Annotated in this window: 17 protein-coding genes and 1 pseudogene; 9 read left to right on the top strand and 9 right to left on the bottom strand. The window is 61.1% G+C overall.

Annotation, left to right across the window (positions count from 1 at the left end; translation table 11 throughout):
- Nucleotides 1–28: 28 nt before the first annotated feature.
- A complete protein-coding gene (locus MA09_RS01730; RefSeq protein WP_036244711.1) occupies nt 29–2,191 on the top strand; it encodes an ATP-binding protein in 2,163 nt (720 codons plus the stop codon).
- Here the strand turns inward: MA09_RS01730 and lgt are convergent, their stop codons facing one another.
- The 3 genes from lgt to MA09_RS01715 all read right to left on the bottom strand — a co-directional run bounded on the left by lgt (nt 2,192) and on the right by MA09_RS01715 (nt 4,233).
- Nucleotides 2,192–3,001 carry a prolipoprotein diacylglyceryl transferase gene (lgt, locus tag MA09_RS01725; protein ID WP_036244710.1) on the bottom strand — a complete coding sequence of 270 codons (810 nt, stop codon included), beginning with the start codon at nt 2,999–3,001 and terminating at the stop codon, nt 2,192–2,194.
- Nucleotides 3,002–3,005: 4 nt separating this feature from the next.
- A complete protein-coding gene (locus MA09_RS01720; protein WP_036244709.1) occupies nt 3,006–3,899 on the bottom strand; it encodes a LysR family transcriptional regulator in 894 nt (297 codons plus the stop codon).
- Nucleotides 3,900–4,002: 103 nt separating this feature from the next.
- Nucleotides 4,003–4,233, bottom strand: a complete 231-nt coding sequence (locus tag MA09_RS01715; RefSeq protein ID WP_036244708.1) for a TIGR04438 family Trp-rich protein — start codon at nt 4,231–4,233, stop codon at nt 4,003–4,005.
- 174 nt (nt 4,234–4,407) lie between these two features.
- Between MA09_RS01715 and MA09_RS01710 the strand changes: the two genes are divergently transcribed.
- Nucleotides 4,408–4,716, top strand: a complete 309-nt coding sequence (locus tag MA09_RS01710; protein WP_036244706.1) for a c-type cytochrome — start codon at nt 4,408–4,410, stop codon at nt 4,714–4,716.
- A gap of 78 nt (nt 4,717–4,794) precedes the next feature.
- On the opposite strand, the pseudogene MA09_RS23955 reads toward MA09_RS01710, so the two are convergent.
- The 3 genes and pseudogenes from MA09_RS23955 to MA09_RS01695 all read right to left on the bottom strand — a co-directional run bounded on the left by MA09_RS23955 (nt 4,795) and on the right by MA09_RS01695 (nt 7,852).
- A pseudogene (locus MA09_RS23955) lies at nt 4,795–5,583 on the bottom strand (IS5 family transposase).
- A 90-nt stretch (nt 5,584–5,673) separates the two neighbouring features.
- Nucleotides 5,674–6,300: a LysE family translocator gene (locus tag MA09_RS01700; protein WP_036244702.1), complete on the bottom strand. Its 627-nt coding sequence runs from the start codon at nt 6,298–6,300 to the stop codon at nt 5,674–5,676.
- A gap of 289 nt (nt 6,301–6,589) precedes the next feature.
- Nucleotides 6,590–7,852: a multidrug effflux MFS transporter gene (locus MA09_RS01695; RefSeq protein WP_051933076.1), complete on the bottom strand. Its 1,263-nt coding sequence runs from the start codon at nt 7,850–7,852 to the stop codon at nt 6,590–6,592.
- A gap of 223 nt (nt 7,853–8,075) precedes the next feature.
- Here MA09_RS01695 and MA09_RS01690 point away from each other — a divergent pair, with 223 nt between their 5' ends.
- The 7 genes from MA09_RS01690 to MA09_RS01660 all read left to right on the top strand — a co-directional run bounded on the left by MA09_RS01690 (nt 8,076) and on the right by MA09_RS01660 (nt 15,215).
- Nucleotides 8,076–8,657, top strand: a complete 582-nt coding sequence (locus MA09_RS01690; RefSeq protein WP_036244701.1) for a TetR/AcrR family transcriptional regulator — start codon at nt 8,076–8,078, stop codon at nt 8,655–8,657.
- 238 nt (nt 8,658–8,895) lie between these two features.
- Nucleotides 8,896–11,070 carry a TonB-dependent receptor domain-containing protein gene (locus MA09_RS01685; RefSeq protein WP_081897367.1) on the top strand — a complete coding sequence of 725 codons (2,175 nt, stop codon included), beginning with the start codon at nt 8,896–8,898 and terminating at the stop codon, nt 11,068–11,070.
- 62 nt (nt 11,071–11,132) lie between these two features.
- Nucleotides 11,133–11,444 carry a DUF2218 domain-containing protein gene (locus MA09_RS01680; protein ID WP_036244698.1) on the top strand — a complete coding sequence of 104 codons (312 nt, stop codon included), beginning with the start codon at nt 11,133–11,135 and terminating at the stop codon, nt 11,442–11,444.
- Nucleotides 11,441–12,415: a siderophore ABC transporter substrate-binding protein gene (locus MA09_RS01675; RefSeq protein ID WP_036244696.1), complete on the top strand. Its 975-nt coding sequence runs from the start codon at nt 11,441–11,443 to the stop codon at nt 12,413–12,415. The genes MA09_RS01680 and MA09_RS01675 overlap by 4 nt, the downstream gene beginning before the upstream one ends.
- Nucleotides 12,416–12,515: 100 nt before the next feature.
- Nucleotides 12,516–13,457 (top strand): ABC transporter permease, encoded by a 942-nt coding sequence (locus MA09_RS01670; RefSeq protein ID WP_036244898.1) that lies wholly within the window; start codon nt 12,516–12,518, stop codon nt 13,455–13,457.
- On the top strand, nt 13,450–14,460 hold the full coding sequence (locus tag MA09_RS01665; RefSeq protein ID WP_081897365.1) for an iron chelate uptake ABC transporter family permease subunit: 1,011 nt from the start codon (nt 13,450–13,452) through the stop codon (nt 14,458–14,460). Before MA09_RS01670 ends, MA09_RS01665 begins: the two co-directional genes overlap by 8 nt.
- Nucleotides 14,457–15,215, top strand: a complete 759-nt coding sequence (locus MA09_RS01660; RefSeq protein ID WP_036244693.1) for an ABC transporter ATP-binding protein — start codon at nt 14,457–14,459, stop codon at nt 15,213–15,215. Before MA09_RS01665 ends, MA09_RS01660 begins: the two co-directional genes overlap by 4 nt.
- A 194-nt stretch (nt 15,216–15,409) precedes the next feature.
- Here MA09_RS01660 and MA09_RS01655 read toward each other — a convergent pair whose 3' ends face one another.
- From MA09_RS01655 to MA09_RS01645, 3 genes are all read right to left on the bottom strand, one after another.
- The gene (locus MA09_RS01655) at nt 15,410–15,838 is read right to left on the bottom strand and encodes a hypothetical protein (protein ID WP_152594522.1); all 429 of its coding nucleotides are present in this window, start codon (nt 15,836–15,838) and stop codon (nt 15,410–15,412) included.
- 160 nt (nt 15,839–15,998) lie between these two features.
- The gene (locus MA09_RS01650) at nt 15,999–16,436 is read right to left on the bottom strand and encodes a T6SS immunity protein Tdi1 domain-containing protein (RefSeq protein ID WP_036244686.1); all 438 of its coding nucleotides are present in this window, start codon (nt 16,434–16,436) and stop codon (nt 15,999–16,001) included.
- Between the two features lie 133 nt (nt 16,437–16,569).
- Nucleotides 16,570–17,292, bottom strand: coding sequence for an SIMPL domain-containing protein (locus MA09_RS01645; RefSeq protein WP_036244684.1), 723 nt, complete (start codon nt 17,290–17,292; stop codon nt 16,570–16,572).
- Nucleotides 17,293–17,391: the final 99 nt, after the last annotated feature.

The raw sequence follows: 17,391 nt of genomic DNA, 5'->3' as shown, positions 1-17,391 counted from the left end.
ATAATGTCTTTTTGACTTAAGGCAAGTTATGGCCGCTGCAAGCTCCACCGTTTCGCTTCGGCGCCTGCTCGTGCTGCTGACCGCCCTCGGCCTGCTGCCGCTGGCGCTGCTGGGCGTATGGGGCCTGCACCTGGTCAGCGAATCCCAGCAGCGCGAGCAGGAGGGCTACCTGCTCGACCTCGCCCGCGCGCTGTCCAGTGCCGTCGATGCCGAGCTGGATGGCTCGGTGGCCGCGCTCAACAGCATGGCGCGCATGCCTGCCATGACGTCCGGCGAGCTGCGTGCCTTTTATGAAGTCGCACGCACCCAGGTGGCCGCCCAGCCCGAGTGGCTGGCAGCCGTCCTGACCGACGCCAGCGGTGCGGTGCTGTTTCGTACCGCAGATCCTTTTGGCACGCAGGGAGTGCGTATCGTCGATCCGGACAGCCTGCGACTGGCGACGGAAAGACGCACGCCGGTTGCAGGCCGCGTCATCCGGGGGCAGGGTGGGCGCTTCGCCTTCCCGGTGCGGATTCCGGTCGAGGATGGTGCTGGCCGCGACTATGTCCTGAGCGCCGTGATCGAGCCTGGCCGCATGCTGCGTGTGATCGAACGCCAGAAACTACCGTCGAGTTCCGTGATCGCCATCATGGACAGTGCCGGCAGGGTCGTCGCCCGTTCGAAACGCCAGCAGCAGGCCGTCGGCGCGCCGCCCAGTCCTTCGCTCGCGGAATTGTGGCAGCGCGCCCGGCCGGAGGCCGTCGGCGAAACCGTCACACTCGAAGGCGACCCGGTCTCGAGCGCCGTCATCCGGTCGCGCTATGGCTGGTCGGTGGCGATCGGCGTTCCGCGCGCGGCGCTGGCGCCAGCCTCGCTGCACGGGATCGCGTTCTACGCATCCGGCCTGGCGGCTTCGCTGCTGGTGTGCGCGCTGGTCGCCAGCCTGCTCGCCGGACGCATCGTGCGCTCGTTCCGCCACCTTCAACGAGGTACCGCGGCCCTCGGAGCGGGACAGGCGGTAACGGTGGCTCCTTCCCGTGTGACCGAGATCGTCCAGATGCAGCAGTCCCTCCAGGCAGCCGCCGTGCAGCGCGATGCGCACGAAGCGGAACGCTCGCAACTACTGGCATCGCTCGAGCGCGCGCTCGAGGACAGCCGGGATGCCAGCCGGGTGAAGGATGAATTCCTGGCCATGCTCGGTCATGAGTTGCGCAATCCGCTCAGTCCCATCGTCGCCTCGCTCGATTTGATGGACATGCGCAACGAGGCATCGAGCCAGCGCGAGCGGACCATCATGCGCCGCCAGGTCAACCACCTCCGGCGCCTGGTCGACGACCTGCTCGACGTCTCGCGCATCGCCAGCGGCAAACTGCAGATCGAGCTGCGTCCTGTCAACCTGGCCGAAGTCGTGCGCCACGTCGTGGCGTCCTTTCCCGGCAGGCCGGTGGAGGCGACGGTACCCGAGGCCGCATGGGTCATGGGCGACGAAAGCCGCCTGACGCAGGTGCTGAACAACCTGCTGTCGAACGCGGCGCGATTCGGCAAGGAGACGACGCGCGTCCGGCTCGGCGTCGAGGGTGGCGCTGCGCGCCTGGCCGTGAGCGATGACGGCGTCGGCATGGACCGGGAGATGCTGGAACGCGTTTTCGATCCCTTTTTCCAGGCGCCGCAGCCGCTGGCGCGCCATACCGGCGGGCTCGGGCTTGGCCTGGCGATCGTGCGTCGCATCGTCGAGCTGCACGGCGGGACGGTATCGGCCCATAGCGAGGGACCGGGCAAGGGTAGCTGCTTCGAGGTGGTGCTGCCGCTCGGGGTGGCGGCAACGCAGGAAGGCAAGGCCGCCGATGCGTCGCCGGCGCAGGCCCTGGACGTGCTGGTGGTGGACGACAACCTGGATGCCGCAGGCGCGACGGCCGCGGTGCTCGCCCATCTCGGGCACAGGGTGCGCATCGCGGGCACGGCGATGAAGGCGGTGGACGAGGTAAGAAGGCAGCCGCCGGATGTCGCGATCCTGGACATCGGCCTGCCCGACATGGATGGTTACGCTCTGGCAGCGATCCTGCGCGCGCGGGAGCCGGGCTTGCGGCTGGTGGCGCTGACAGGTTACGGCCAGCGCGCGGACGTGGCCCAGGCGCTCGGTGCAGGCTTCGACCTGCACCTGACCAAACCAGCTACGCTGGAAGACCTGCAGCGGGCGTTGGACGCTCGATGATCAGGCGTGCGCCGGGCGGCCGTCCGGCTGGCGGTAAGCCCAGGCCAGCATGATCAGTGCGCCGACGATCATCGGCAGCGACAGCACCTGGCCCGAGGTGATCGGCATCCCGAGCACGGTGGTTTCCCAGTCCGGCACGCGGAAGTACTCGGTAGTGAAGCGCGCGCAGCCATACAGCAGGGTGAACATGGCGCCAACGGCCAGGCGCGGGCGCTGCTTGCGCGCGTAGGGCCACAGGATCAGGAAGACGACGATCCCGTCGAGCAGCATCTGGTACAGCGGCGAGGGATGGCGCGGGCCTTCGACGCCCGGCCACAGCATGGCCCAGGGCAGGCTCGGGTCGGCCAGGCGGCCCGGCAGCTCGGCGTTGATGAAGTTGCCCAGGCGGCCCGCGGCATACCCGAGCGGCACCATCGGCGCGATGAAGTCGTAGACGTCGAGCAGGTTGCGCCTGGACTTGCGCGCCCACAGCGCCATGGCGATCAGGACGCCCAGGAAGCCGCCGTGGAAGGACATGCCGCCGCGCCAGACCATGAAGATCTCGAGCGGATGCTGGAGGAAGTAGAGCGGCTGGTAGAACAGCACTTCGCCCAGGCGTCCGCCCAGCACCACACCGAGCATGCCGTAGAACAGCATGTCGTCCAGGTCCTCGGCCTTCCAGCCCTGCGCGGCGATGTGCGGCTGGCGGATGCGCACGCGGCCCAGGAGCAGGAACAGGGCGAAGGCCACCACGTACATCAGGCCATACCAGTGGATCTGCACCGGTCCGATGGCAAAGGCGATGGGATCCGGCTGCGGGTGTACTAGCATCGTTCTACTCTTTCTCGATTAAATCCAGGAAGCCCCTGAGCACCGGCGAGGCGTTGTCGCGGCGCCAGGCCGCCCCCAGCTCGGTCAGCGGCGTGGGGTCGGCGAGGGCACGGTATTCTACGCCTGCGCGCATCAGGTTCGACACGGATTGTGGCACAAGTGCCAATCCCATGCCGCCGGAGACCAGGCTGACGATGGTCTGCATCTGCAGCGCTTCCTGTCCGATGACGGGGGTGACGCCGGCCGCGCGGAAGCAGGAAAGGATGGCGTCATGCAGGGCCGGGGCCGCGGCGCGCGGGAAGATCACGAGCGGCAGCGGCGGCAGGTCGCGCAGGCGTACCGGCCCTTTCTTGCGCAGCGCATCGAGCCCTGCGGGCGCGCACAGGATCAGCGGTTCTTCGAGCACTTTGATGTAGTCGAGCGTCGTGCCCGCCGGCCCCGGCAGGGGCGGGATCACGAAACCGGCGTCGATCCGGCCGTCCAGCAATTCCTCGGCCTGCACGTCGGAAGTCGCTTCGCGCAGCACCAGCTGCACATCCGGGAAGGCGGCGCGGTAGCGCTGCAGGATCGCGGGCAGCACGCTGTAGTCGGCGGTCGAGACGAAGGCCAGTATCAGGCGTCCCGCCCTGCCTTCGGCCACCCGGCGCACCAGGTCGGGCAGGGCGCCGGCATCAATCAGGATGCGGCGCGCCTCTGGCAGCAGGGCGGCGCCGGCGGCGGTAAGCGTCACCTGGCGGCGGTTGCGCAGGAACAGTGGGGCGCCGAGCAGCTCTTCCAGTCCGGCGATGCTCTGCGAGAGCGGTGGCTGCGTCATGTGCAGGCGCTCGGCGGCACGGCCGAAGTGCAGTTCTTCGGCAACCGTGACGAAATGGCGGAGCTGGCGGAGTTCGAGGTTCATTGATACGCGCGGTGTATGGATTGGACTCGGTGATATGCAAAACATATCACACAAACATATCGACCTACGCGGGGCGTATCTGGGAAGGGAAGGGAAGGGATTGTCAGGTCTTCGTGCGCTTGCCGAAAGCCTGTTTCACCCGCGCCTGGCGGTGGCTGTCGAGGACATTGTGTTCCTTCTTCCTGTCGAGCCCGAGTGCCTTTTCGATGAACTCGAACCAGACAAAGGCAAACACCATGAGGGCGACGACATACCACCACGACAGGTCGGCGAAACGCCAGACTTCGAAAATGCGCAGCCCGCAGAGGGCGGCGATCAAGAGGATGAGCGGCATGAGAGACTCCTTCCACATGCATATTACAAAGAAAAATTATTTCTGTGTGGAAAAACTTTCTTCATTGTCGGAATTCATCAACATCCGCTGTTACTGTCGTTACAGAGTGTATCGCTGCATGATGGCGCACAAAATCCACGGTAGAATGCAGTTGTTATAAACCAGGAGAAACAAATGAAACGCTCGTTGTTGTTGTGTGTGGTGATGTCGGCCTTCGCGTCCAGCGGCGCGTTCGCACAAGCCGACCTGGCGAAAGCCAAGAACTGCATGGCTTGCCACGCAGTCTCCAACAAGCTGGTCGGTCCGTCCTACAAGGATGTCGCCGAAAAATACGCGGGCCAGAAGGGCGCCGAGGACAAGCTGGTGCAGAAAGTGCTCAAGGGCGGCGCAGGCGCCTGGGGTCCGGTGCCGATGCCGGCCAATCCGCAGGTGAGCGAGGCCGAAGCCCGCAGCCTGGTGAAATGGGTGCTGGCGACCAAATAAGCTGGACGCTGGAATGAAAGAAGCGCGCCTGCGTGAGCACGGCGCGCTTTTTGTTTTTCATGAGTAGGCTTAGAGCGCCTAACAAGACCGTTCGACATACCGCCAACAGATGAGCGAGCAAGCGAGCGAAAGGAACGCCTGATGGATGTCTGCTCGCCGCTCCTGCCGGATGCGCAACCTGCGAAAGCGGTGGGTGCGCTCACGACCCAACGCCATCGGCCGAGCCTTTCTCGCGACTCCACACCATTTCGCGCGATACGTGCTGCGATACCTCGTCGGCGCAGCCAGGCCCGATGTGCTCGCGAAGCGTATGCCCGATCGGCGTGCAGCTTACCTGGACGTTTACGCGCACGGCCGCAAAGCCCTTTCGCCGCTGGGATGGCTTCGACGAGTGGAACAAGTAAACGCGAGTCGTGTACTTGGGCGCCCGATATCTTGGCTACCAGCGGCAACCCGCGTTGATCTACGAGCAGGTGGTGTTTGCAGCCGAGCTTGCCACGATCAGTGGGATTTCTGCCCGTATGCTCGCCACCCGCAGGGGCGGGTACGCTGGCAGCGTCGACGCAAGCTCGATCCCACGTGATTTGCTCGTGCTCGCGCAGCCGTCGCAGGACTGCCTCGTGGACGCGCTGCCAAACGCCAGCTTTCATCCATTCGTGGAGCCGGCGCCAACAAGTCATGCCACTGCCGCAGCCGAGTTCACGCGGCAAATATTCCCATGGTATCCCGGTCTTAAGCACACAGGATGCCAGTCAGGGTCGCGCGATCGTTGAGACGTGGCCGTCCGCCTTTCGGCGACCTGCTGTGGGTCGGGAGATGCGCTGCTACAAGCGACCAAAGGTCTTCGGGGAGAAGTGCTTGGGCCATGGCATCAGTCCGTCTGAGAACACGGCCGCCATCTTAGCTGCCGAAGCACGGCTGTGTATGTCCGCTATCGACCCGAAGCGGACCTAAAGCTCAGCGGGAAACGATGAGCTTCAAGCCCAAGCCCACGAACACTGTGCCAGCGATACGATCGAGGATAACACCAGCTTTTGGGCGCTTACTCAGCCATTGGCCAATTGCGCCGGAAAAGTAGCCGAGTAGTCCGAACAGTACAGCTGCCTGGAGTGTAAAAGTTAGTCCTAGGCTAGCAAGCTGCAGGCCAACAGGGCCGTTCGCGGGAATGACGAACTGGGGCAAAAAGGATAAGAAAAAGAGGACGACCTTAGGATTGATCGCATTTGCCAAACAACCTTTGAAGAATAGCTTGGTTAATGACTCATCTACGGACTGTACAGCTTCGATCTTCACCGAACCCGAACTGCGCAGAGCGTTGTAACCGAGCCAAATCAGATATAAGCCTCCTGCAATCTTCAGCAGCGTAAATGCTGCGGGCGAGGCCGCAATCAATGCACTAACGCCAACCACTGCTAAAATCGTATGACTGAGGCAACCAAAAGCACAGCCTAGACCGAACACGATTCCGCGCCGCTGCCCTTTCGATATACCCATTCCAAGAACCATTAGATTGTCGGGTCCGGGCGTAGCGGTGATGAGAAGCGCAGCGGCAAGGAACGTAAAGAATTGTTCGATAGATAACATAACTCTGTTCAGTACGAAGTTAGGTGAGGAAGTATGAGCCTGCTCTTGGCCGAAGGCGGCCGCTGAGCTCAGCATAGCAGGGCACCACGGCCAAAAAAACGCAGACTGTCACGAGGGGCCGGATCCAACGCGGAGCGGACGTTGTAGAGGATGGGCAGGCGTCTGCCAACTTATGTGTGCTTCCTGGACAACTTGTATCCACTCAACCAAGCCGATTACGACGCAAAACGAAGCCTGCATCGGCTTGGCCGATTCCGGAAATCGGACACTGTGTCACTTGTTCAAGAATTCAACGAGAAGCACCTGTGTTCCGAGGCGAATGCGGAATCGCTTGTTCGCGCAGCGCGAATCGCAGTTCAATTCTCTTGGCAAGCAGGCATATAAGGGCAGCCATCACACCGCAAAGAGCAAGCGCGAACGGTAGCTGTGCGGGTCCTTGTGATCCAAGGCTGGCACCATAGCCAACAATTGCCGAGATCAGGTACTGCAAGGTTCCCAGCAAGGCAGATGCGATGCCGGCCTGCTGCCTGACCGTATTCATGGTCAACGCCGTCAGGTTGCCGAATATCCCCCCGAGTGCGCCGACTGCCAAAGCCAGTAGTGCCAGGTAGATGAATGGGTCAGTTGACACTCCCAGCGCGAAAACAGACAAGACAACAGCGGCCGTAATGTGAATTGCGAGGCTACCCAGCATGACGCGGTACGGACTTGCCCCGCTGCGGCACAGTTGATCGCTTACTATACCTCCAAAAATAAGCGCGACCGAGTTTGCCGCAAACACATAGCTGAATTGTGCAGGACTCATGCCGAAGTGACCGGTAAGGACGAACGCGGAGCCGCTGATGTATAGGAACAGCGAACCTAGCACAAAGCCGCCGGCTAACACATATGCGACATAGACCCGCTCTTGCATCTGTTTTTTATAAGCCTTCGCGACTGCACGTAGACTCAGGGGAGTACGCTCACGTACGGCCAGCGTGTCTGGAATAACCATGTAGGCCCAGACTAGGCCAGCCAGTCCAAGACCAGCGAGCATCCAGAAGATCAGCCTCCAGCTACCGAAACCGAGAAGATATCCGCCAAGCACGGGCGCCAGGACAGGCGCGACCATCATGACCTGCATTAGAAGTGAGAATACACGTGCGGACGCGGCAAGGTCACAAGTGTCGGCGATGATTGCCCTTGGCGCTACTAGCCCGGCAGCTGCTCCAAGTGCCTGGATAAAGCGCGCCGCGAGTAACCACTCAACTGAAGGCGCCAGGGCTCCCACGACCGAACCCAGGACGAAAATGCCAATGCCGATCAAAAGTGGTTTGCGCCTTCCGAAACGGTCAAGAAGTGGACCATAGATCGCTTGTCCGATAGCTAATCCGGCCAAGAACACGGCGAGAGTTTGTTGGACACGGCCGGGCGAGACGGAAAACCCGGCAGCAATAGCGGGCATGCCTGGCAGGTACATGTCGATCGCCATCGCGTCCAGTGCCGTCACCAGTGCTAAAGGAAGTATCAGACCGAAATGCAGCGGCCCGGTAACAGGTTTGCGTATTGTCATGCGTCACCTGCCTGCCATGCCGAAGAAAGAGGATGAATTGTTTTAAGCATTGCTATACCTGTCCGGCCTTGTGAGCTGAATATGTCTATAAGGAAGCAGATCATATCACAGTCCGTCCGACCGGTCGGTCGGAACAAGAGCTTCGTTGTTCCATTTCTGTCCAACGATCTGCACGTGGCTCAGGTGTTAAGATGCTGGTCAAGTTCCTTTCCTTTACTCAACCGTGGCCAATACAACATTATTACGTCTGCAGGAAGCCGCGCTTACCCGCTTTGCGATACAAGGTTTCGACGCGGCTTCGTTAAGCGAAATCGCCTCTGACGTTGGTATCAAAAAACCTTCGGTCTATACGCATTTCCGTAATAAGGATGAGCTATACCTGTCACTTATCCCGCTGTTGATTACCGCGGAACTCGACTATGCGGCATCGATGCTGCAAGGCGGAGATCAGATCAAGCAACAGTTGCACGGCTATCTGGCAGGAATACAGGAACGTTTCGATGCTTCCTATCGTGTGCAATTCTGGATACGCGCGTTGACGGCTCCCCCCAATCACTTACTGGATGTTGTCCTCGAACCGATGCACGTTTTTATGGATGACCTGGAAGACATCATCAGGCGTGCGGTCGAGAATTCTTCGTTGGTACCGAACAGGCATCGGCTCACTGCGGACGTGCTCGCCAAGATGTACATGAGCATGATCGACAGCCTCCAAACCGAGTTCCTGTATGGCGGTCCCGAGAAATACCGTCGCAGGCTGCACGCGATCTGGATGGTGTTCGAGGCCGCAGTCGAACCTACCTGATCCCTGTCGAAGTCCGGCCGTCCTGGCCACACTCCCGCCTGTGAAGCTTCTCATCGTCGACGTGCTTGCTGCTCGACCGGGTGATCGGTAGGGCGCATGCGTCGCAAGACGCCCCAACAAGAACGATTCTCATTTACAAAGCGCGTCTGTTGATGCTAAAGTGCGCTTACTTATCCGTCCGATCGGTCGGACGGGCCCGTGCTACCCGCATGGTCTCCGTAACCCCTATACGCCAACCATGACATACAAGACCTGTTGCCGTGCACCACAAATCCGCCTTTCCGTGCTCCTTACCGCAATGCTCGCCAGCTACGCGCAAGCGCAGCCGGATGCGGCCGCAGCGCCGGCGATACCTGTCGTGCTGGTAACTGCCGCAGCCAATGCCACCGAAGTGTCGGTCAACGATGCACCGGCAAGCGTGTCCGTGATCACCGCTGCCGAGCTCGCGCGCATGCCGACAACCGACCTGAACGACGTCCTGCGTCGTTCCGTCGGCCTGTCCCAGGCCACTACGCCGGATGGCGGCACGAGTCTGCAGATCCGTGGCATGCCCCAGCAGTACACACTCCTGCTCGTGGACGGCCAGCGCATGGGTAGCGCGAGCGATACCTTCGACCGTTACAGCCGCAACGAGCTGAACTGGATTCCTGTTGAGTCGATCGAACGCATCGAAATCGTTCGGGGCCCGATGTCATCGGTCTACGGGTCCGATGCGATGGGCGGCGTCATCAATATCATTACCAAGCAGAACAGCCGGAAATGGGCTGGCAGCGTGACGGCTGCAGCCGAGCTCAACGAAGACGGGTACCGTGGGAATGATTACAAGCTCGGTTTTTCGGTGAACGGGCCGGCCTCCGAAACCGTGCGCATCCGGGCGCAAGGCGAGCAGCGTTACCGGCAGGCCGATACGCGCCTTCCGCATGGGGTCGACGCGTTTCGCTGGGGTGGAGGCCGGGAGGGGAGCAAGCTGCAATCGTATGGTGGACAAATGACATGGCTTCCTGTTCGCGGACACAGGCTGACGCTCGACGTCCAGGCGGGTACCTGGCGCACCCTGCCTGGGCCGGCGGCTGACAGGAGCAATCCTGGGGGCTTCCTGGACTACACGCGCGGTCCGGCCAACATGCGGCGCGAAGCAACGACGGTCAGCTATGCAGGGCAGCATGGCGACGTGTCCTCGAAAGTCGCGCTCAGTCGGACGCGTTACCAGAACGCTACCGATGCGCCCGTGGTACGTGATGGCCGCCTGGTACCGGAGCTCGACACCGCCGGCCTTCCCGCTACCGACCGACGTGGTAATCCCTTGTACCAGCGTTTCGACACCGCGGCGATTGCAGGTGACCTGGTTTTCGACGCCAGCCTGTCGGCGCCGCTTCAATATGGCTTCAAGCATATGCTCACGGTCGGCACGCAATGGCAGCGCTCGCAACTGGACAATCCCAACTCGGTCGGATCCTTGCCGAATGCCGACGGAATCGCCGGGCTTTCTTACAAGGAAACGCGCTCTTCCGCACTATTTGCGGAAGACCAGATCTTCCTGCTCGAACAACTGAGCCTGACACTGGGGCTGCGCCGCGACCAGCACGACAGGTACGGCGGCAACTCGAGTGCCCGCGCCTACATGGTGTATCACCCGACCAAGGCATGGACGCTGCGGGGAGGATTGTCCGAGGCCTTCCGCGCACCCACTCTCCGGCAGTCGAACCCGAATTTCGTAAGCCAGTCAGCTGGCGCCGGCTGCCTGTCCGGTTACCAGGGCGGTGGATGCTACACCCGCGGTAGTGCAGCACTGGCGCCTGAAACCTCGCGCAACTGGGAATTCGGCGCCAGCTGGGAAAGCGATGGCCGGCAAGCGAACATCGGCTACTTCAGCACCCGCTTCCAAGACAAGATCCAGGAACGCGCGCTGGGCTACCTGCCGGGCAACCCGATGTACTGGCAGGAATATGTAAACGTGGCCAATGCGCAAACGCGCGGGATCGAAATGGGCGTTACATGGCCCTTGCTCAAGAGCCTCACCTTGCGTACCAATCTCACCCACATGCTCAAAGCCGAGAACACGGCGACAGGCGAGCCCTTGAGCGTGGTTCCCCGCTGGTCGGCCAACTCGACCCTGGACTGGCAGGTCTCCGACAACCTCGACGCCTACCTGCTCGCCGAGTTCACCGGCAAGCAAGTCAATCTCGACTGGCGCAACGCCAATAATGACGAGCGATTTGGGGAACAACGGATCGCGCATGGCTTCGCGCTGTTCGACGCGGGGTTCAACTACAAATTGAGCAAGCGGATGCGTCTGTCGGGCGGCGTGAAGAACGTGTTCGACCGCAATCCGAATGGCAGTGTGGACGAGGGAAATAATTTCTACACGCCGGGACGCCGCTACTTCGCAGCATTGTCCACCACATTCCAATAACCCGGTCTCCGTTCCCGAGCCCTGCGACAACCACGAGTTAGTTTTTCTACATGAGGATATATATGCTGCAATCACACACCATGATAGCGACGCCGACGGCAAGCCGCTATATCACCCGCCTGTGCAAGCATTGGGGTCACCGTTTCCATGTCGATTTCGACGAGCAACAGGGTTTTATTGATTTTGGAGACGCCCAATGCCGCCTTGCCGCGACGGCGACCACCCTCGGCATCACCCTTATTTCCGACAATGAGGCCTCCGCCGAACTCGAAACCGTCGTCGAGGAACACCTGCTCCGCTTCGTGCCCGCGGGAGAGCACCTGGCGTTTGCATGGCAGCGCACCCCCGCTGAAGCCGGTGGCGACGCACCATGAAGCGGGGCCTCCAGATTGCACTGGGCGTCCTGTTCGCAGCCATGGTAACTGGCGCCGTTGGATCAGCCTGGCTGGCAATGCATGCGGCGCCGACCGGCCCAGCAGCGCACAGCGACAAACCTGACCTGAATGGGCGGCGTATCGCCCATGCACAAGGGGTCACCCTGATTCCGCACGAGCCCGTCAAGGTGGCGGTGCTCGACCCGTCCGCGCTCGACATCGCGGACGCGCTCGGTATAAAGCCTGCCGGCGTTGCAGGCGACGCCTTTCCGGGGCACCTGGCGAAGTACGCAGGCACCGAGTACCCAAGGCTGGGGACCCTGTTCGAACCGGATTTCGAGCAGATCCATGCCATGGGATTCGACCTTGTGATCACCGGCGGCCGCTCAAGTGCGAAATTCCAGGCCGTGTCGGCGATCGCGCCTACAATCGACATGCGCGAGAACGACGCGCAACCGCTGCAAGGCATTGTCTCGAACGTGCTCATGCTGGGATCGGTATTCAAGCGGGAGACTGCAGCGCAGGAGTTGGTGGCCCGGCTCACGCGTAACGTTGCCGCACTGCACGCCAAGACCCACAGCCGTGGCACGGGTCTGATCGTGCTTGTTTCAGGCGGCAGGATGAGTGCGTATGGCCCCGGCTCCCGGTTCGGGATGATCCATACCGACTTCGGCGTGCCGCCTGCGGTAACGACGCTCGCCAAGAGCCTCCACGGCGAAGCAATCAGCGCGGAATTCATCATGAAAGTCAATCCCGACTGGCTCTTCGTCATCGACCGTGACGCCGCCATCGGCGAGCGGGGAGCGGCACGACAGGTGCTGGACAATGCCCTGGTCCGCCGGACAACGGCCTGGACCAAGGGGCAGGTGCTCTACCTTGACCCGGTCAATATCTATTTGGTCGGTAACGGCATCCAGTCCATTGAAGCGCTGGTACGCGAGATCAGCCTGGCTTACGACCATGTTCGATAGTTCCCTTGCGCGCGCCCACCAGGGGCCGCGCACCCTCCCCGGCCCGAGCGGCCGTCGATGGCAGCTTGCCCACCCCGCATGTTTCGGCGCCGCGCTGCTGATGCTTGGCGGGCTTGGCCTGCTCAGCCTGCTCATCGGATCGAGCGGGGCTTCCTGGAGGGCCCTGGTGTCGGACGATCCCGACCTGGCTTCGCAGGCACGCATCGTCCTGCTCGAAAGCCGTCTGCCGCGCACGCTCTCCCTGGTGCTTGCGGGCTCCGCCCTCGGTGTGGCGGGATTGATCATGCAGGCGCTCGCACGTAACCGCTTCACCGAGCCGTCCACGGCAGGCACCACCGAATCAGCCGGATTGGGAATGCTGGCCGCCACACTGCTCGCACCCGGTCTGCCCGTGGTGGGGAAGATGCTGGTGTCCACAGTGTTCGCATTGGTCGGGACCTTGCTGTTCCTGCAGATCCTGCGCCATATCCGCCTGCAATCGATTCTCATCGTCCCACTCATCGGGATCATGCTGGGCAGCGTGATCGATTCCGTCAACAGTTTCCTAGCATACCGCTTCGACCTGCTGCAATCGCTCGGCGCCTGGAGCAACGGGGACTTCTCCGCAGTGCTCGAAGGCCGTTACGAGCTGCTGTGGATCGGTTTGGCCCTGACGGTGGCCGCCTACCTGCTCGCAGCCCGCCTGACGGTGGCCGGGATGGGCGAAGCGTTCTCGCGCAATCTTGGCCTGCACTATCACCGCGTAATGGCGCTCGGCCTCGGCATGGTAGCGATGATCACCGCCATCGTCGTAAGCACGGTCGGCATGGTGCCCTTCCTCGGCTTGATCGTGCCGAACCTGGTTTCGGCAGTCCTGGGCGACAACGCACGCCGGACCATGCCGTGGGTAGCCGTTACCGGAGCTGTGTTCGTGCTGGCGTGCGACGTGATCGGCCGGACTATCCGGTATCCGTACGAAATTCCGGCAGGAACCGTTGCCGGTGTCTTGGGATGCGCACTTTTCTTGTTCCTGCTGCTGCGGAGCGGAGCCCGGCATGGTTAAGCACGAAACCTCCCTGAATGGCCGGGCCCGGCCGACTGCACATATCCCGCTTCTCACTGGGCCGCAGTTGTGCCTGGCTGCGATGGCCGCTATCGCTGCTGTGTGCGCCTATCTGTTCATGACGGCCGGGGCTAGCGAATCCTCGGTATTCATCCTGGAGCTGCGCGCACGCAAGCTCGCCACCTTGCTCCTTGTCGGCGGCGCGATCGGGATGTCGACCGTTTTGTTCCAGACAGCGACCGGCAATCGCATCCTGACGCCGGGGCTGATGGGTTTCGATTCGCTATACCTCTTGATCCACACTTGTATTGCCTTCGCCTGGGGTCGCACCGTGAGCGCCGCCCTTGATGCGCGCTGGCTCTTTGTCGTGCAGGTTGCTGTGATGATGCTCATCTCGGTGCTTTTGTATCGGGTCTTGTTCTCGGCCGGACGACGCAGCCTGCACCAACTGGTGCTGGCAGGCGTGGTCATCGGCCTCCTGTTTCGCAGCCTGTCGAGCTTTATCGAACGCATTCTCCAACCAAGCGAATTCGCGTTCCTCCAAGATCGCTTCTTCGCCAGCTTCAATCATCCCGACCGCGGCGTGCTGGGCATGGCCATCATCGCCAGCGTACTGGCGATGGCGTGCGTCGTGCGCCTCGCACGGGCCTGCGACGTGCTCGCGCTGGGGCGCGACATCGCGGTCAACCTCGGCGCCGGTTACCAACGCCTGGTGTCGCATATTCTCGTGCTTGTCGCAGCGCTCGTCTCCGTCTCGACCGCGCTAGTGGGTCCCGTGACGTTCTTTGGTTTATTGGTAGCACACCTGAGCTACCAGCTGATGCCTACGCACCGGCACGCGCTCCTGCTTCCGGCCTCCGCATTGCTGGGATTCATTTGCCTGACATTTGGCCAGATCGTTCTCGAACACGTCTTCGCATTCGGTGCGAGCCTGCGAGTCGTGGTCGAGTTTCTGGGCGGCCTGACCCTTCTTGTTCTACTCATTCGCGGAGCCACACGATGATCGAGGTAAAGAAACTCAGCAAGCGACACGGCGACCAGCTAGTCGTCGACGATGTCACCCTGACCCTGCCCGCAAGTGGCATCGTCTCCATCATCGGGCCCAACGGCGCAGGCAAGTCCAGCCTGTTGACGATGATCAGCCGGCTCATGCCCATGAGCGCCGGCTCGGTGCAGGTCGATGGCATGGACGTCGCTACTACGCCGACCAGGCTGTTATCGAGGCATCTAGCTATCCTACGCCAGGACAATCAGCTCGTTTCGCGCCTTACGGTACGGGATCTGGTCGCGTTCGGCCGCTACCCGCATTCTGAGGGACGCCTGTCTTCAAATGACGTCGACCATATCGACCGGGCAGTAACCTACATGGGGCTCGAGCAGTTGCAGGACCGCTTCATCGATGAACTCTCCGGTGGCCAGCGCCAGCGGGCTTTCGTCGCCATGGTCCTGTGCCAGGATACCGATTACGTGCTGCTGGATGAGCCGCTGAACAACCTGGATATGAAACATGCACAATCGATGATGAAGCAGCTTCGCCATGCCGTCCATGTCTTGGGAAAAACCGTCGTCGTCGTGCTCCACGATATCAACTTTGCGTCCTGCTACTCCGACTTCATCGTCGCAATGCGTGACGGGAAGGTCGTCCACCAAGGAACGCCAGAGGAAACGGTCCGTCCCAACGTCTTGCACAAAATTTACGGCATGACCATACCGGTCCAGCACATCAATGGAAAGGCAATTGCGATCTACTACGAATGAGCCAAGCTTGGGTGGCGAGCAGTCGCCGAAGGAGCGCCGGTGTGATAAGCCCCTGCTGAGACTATCGAGTAAGTTGGATATGTCTGCTTTTGGCCGATTGCAGACCTGTTGTAGCGTCTGCTTACGACCCATTGCAGACGCTCGCAGTTAAGATCTTTTAAGCGGATTGCTGAAATCGAACGCCGGTCTCGGGTTCAATCAAACGGATAGTCATCGTGTCGCGATACAACTGGAATGCCTTTATCGCTCTTCAGGACTCGCTCGACGATATCAATAACGCCCAACACATCTTTGGAGAGGTCGACCTTTTTGAACTTTGCCCACGACCACTTCTTCGCTTTATGTATGGACGGAAGCAGTGCGTACCTTTCTGGGTCTCCGGTCGCGCCGGGGTCAGAATAAATGCAAAGCCCCATCTTAAAGTTACCGCGCTCAACGTCCAGCCACCAACCCCAGTCTTCGCTACAATAAGTCGGCACGTTGATACCGACGAGCGGCAGTTCGGACTGCAGGTGCTGGCAGAGAGCCTTTCCATACATATGCTCGTTGGTGATCTCCTGATCTTCACCAGGTAAGACAGGAAACTTTTTGCTTTCAATAAGCAGACAGCTCTTGGGAATCACATTGCTCCTCATGAGGCGGCTCAGGCTAGAGAAGGACCACTTCTGGCCGAACCCGGCCCTTGAGCTCAGCATAGCAGGTAGGTAGGGCCGAAAAATCGCGGACTGTCACGAAGGACCTGATCTGACCGATAGCAGCCCTGCGGTGGAAGACCTGCGGACCTTAGTCAGTAACGGATAACTTAACCGACGCCCCATCTGGAAGCTCTGCAATCTGCTGAGCAATATGGCCGGAGGCCCTGATGAGTTCGTCAAACGATATCGTCCCAAGATTATCCCCACCGTACTCACCTCCAAGTGCACCGGGAATCTTGAGATAATACTTTCGCCCGGGAGCGAGTGCTCCGAGCCGTTGGAAAGCCTGATCTACCACACCTCGCATATACCAGTCCCTTAAGAACTCTTGGTCCTTTGCCAACTGATCCAGTTCGTCTCGGCTACTTGCCACGACCTGACAGTAAAGATCCTCTGGACAAAGTCGCCAGTATTTCCCGCGAACGTCTTTGAGAATCAGGTTGCCGAAGTCGTTTTCATCTATAAGGTCGACTGGCTCAATGCCGACCCATCCCCAAGCGCTTCGAACCTCTTCAAGCAACTGCATCCCTCGCCTCCACGCTCAAGTGTTGATGGGTCCGCTTCTGGCCGATTGCGGACGTCCGGCAAGGCTCAGTGTACCCGGCTGTTACCTGTAGAGCAACGAGAGGGTTTTGTTAGGCGTTCTTATTTGCCGCCGCTCATTTGCCACCAATTCTGTAGATCACGTCGGCCGCCTGCACCAGCCGCATCGCCTGGACCAGTGCCATATCCTCCCGTGGCGGGCTGCGCCTGTCGCCGGTATAGCGTCCGTTCGGATCGCTTGCCATGCCCATCGCGTTGGACAGGTTCTTCAGCGGCGCGAGCGATACCCCGGTTACCGGTCCCAGCCTGGCGCCGATGCCGCGCGCGATGTTTACCGCCTTGGATTTGGTCATGGCAAGTGCCTGGGTGACGAGGTCGGTCTCGACCTTGTCGCGGTCGGTGCGGTTGAACGAGACCGCCAGCGATTCGATGTCCTTCATGACGAGCAGGGTGCGCAGCAGCGGCGTCCACTGTCCCAGTTCGCGCACGGTGACGTGGACGGCAACCCGGGTCTCCATCGGCATCGGCTCGCCCGCGGGCAGGGCATCGACCTTGCGCGGGCGGCGCACGATGTCCTGCACGAAGATATCCTCTGCCACGACGCCGTGCTGGACAAACAGGGCGCGGCTGGCCTCGAGCCGTTCGGTGACGAGCTTCCAGGCGGCATCGGCATCCGGCTCGAGCGACACGATGTCGATATCGATTTCGCCGATGTCGGGCATCAGGTGGACGTCGGCTGCGGCGCTCACGTGGATGAAGTGGTGGGCGGGCAGGTCGGCCGCCAGGCCGGGAAGGGCAGTGGCGGCCAGCAGCAGGGCGGCGGCGAATCGTTTCAGCATACGGGCAGTCCGTGGTCAGCAAGGAATGCCTCGACAATAGATTAACTAGACAAGTATGTCTAGATATTTCATCGATGGAAATGAAAGTGTATGCTTGTT

The sequence above is a fragment of the Massilia sp. BSC265 genome, from assembly GCF_000740675.1.
GTDB lineage: Bacteria > Pseudomonadota > Gammaproteobacteria > Burkholderiales > Burkholderiaceae_D > Telluria.
Note: the sequence above shows the minus strand (reverse complement) of the source record. Positions and strands in the feature narration are given on the sequence as shown.

Excerpts from the sequence above, each read along its gene's own strand:
- MA09_RS01730 (WP_036244711.1), top strand. The coding sequence starts at position 29 with ATGGCCGCTGCAAGCTCCACCGTTTCGCTTCGGCGCCTGCTCGTGCTG.
- lgt (WP_036244710.1), bottom strand. The coding sequence starts at position 3,001 with ATGCTAGTACACCCGCAGCCGGATCCCATCGCCTTTGCCATCGGACCG.
- MA09_RS01720 (WP_036244709.1), bottom strand. The coding sequence starts at position 3,899 with ATGAACCTCGAACTCCGCCAGCTCCGCCATTTCGTCACGGTTGCCGAA.
- MA09_RS01715 (WP_036244708.1), bottom strand. The coding sequence starts at position 4,233 with ATGCCGCTCATCCTCTTGATCGCCGCCCTCTGCGGGCTGCGCATTTTC.
- MA09_RS01710 (WP_036244706.1), top strand. The coding sequence starts at position 4,408 with ATGAAACGCTCGTTGTTGTTGTGTGTGGTGATGTCGGCCTTCGCGTCC.
- MA09_RS01700 (WP_036244702.1), bottom strand. The coding sequence starts at position 6,300 with ATGTTATCTATCGAACAATTCTTTACGTTCCTTGCCGCTGCGCTTCTC.
- MA09_RS01695 (WP_051933076.1), bottom strand. The coding sequence starts at position 7,852 with ATGACAATACGCAAACCTGTTACCGGGCCGCTGCATTTCGGTCTGATA.
- MA09_RS01685 (WP_081897367.1), top strand. The coding sequence starts at position 8,896 with ATGACATACAAGACCTGTTGCCGTGCACCACAAATCCGCCTTTCCGTG.
- MA09_RS01680 (WP_036244698.1), top strand. The coding sequence starts at position 11,133 with ATGCTGCAATCACACACCATGATAGCGACGCCGACGGCAAGCCGCTAT.
- MA09_RS01675 (WP_036244696.1), top strand. The coding sequence starts at position 11,441 with ATGAAGCGGGGCCTCCAGATTGCACTGGGCGTCCTGTTCGCAGCCATG.
- MA09_RS01670 (WP_036244898.1), top strand. The coding sequence starts at position 12,516 with ATGCTTGGCGGGCTTGGCCTGCTCAGCCTGCTCATCGGATCGAGCGGG.
- MA09_RS01665 (WP_081897365.1), top strand. The coding sequence starts at position 13,450 with ATGGTTAAGCACGAAACCTCCCTGAATGGCCGGGCCCGGCCGACTGCA.
- MA09_RS01660 (WP_036244693.1), top strand. The coding sequence starts at position 14,457 with ATGATCGAGGTAAAGAAACTCAGCAAGCGACACGGCGACCAGCTAGTC.
- MA09_RS01650 (WP_036244686.1), bottom strand. The coding sequence starts at position 16,436 with ATGCAGTTGCTTGAAGAGGTTCGAAGCGCTTGGGGATGGGTCGGCATT.
- MA09_RS01645 (WP_036244684.1), bottom strand. The coding sequence starts at position 17,292 with ATGCTGAAACGATTCGCCGCCGCCCTGCTGCTGGCCGCCACTGCCCTT.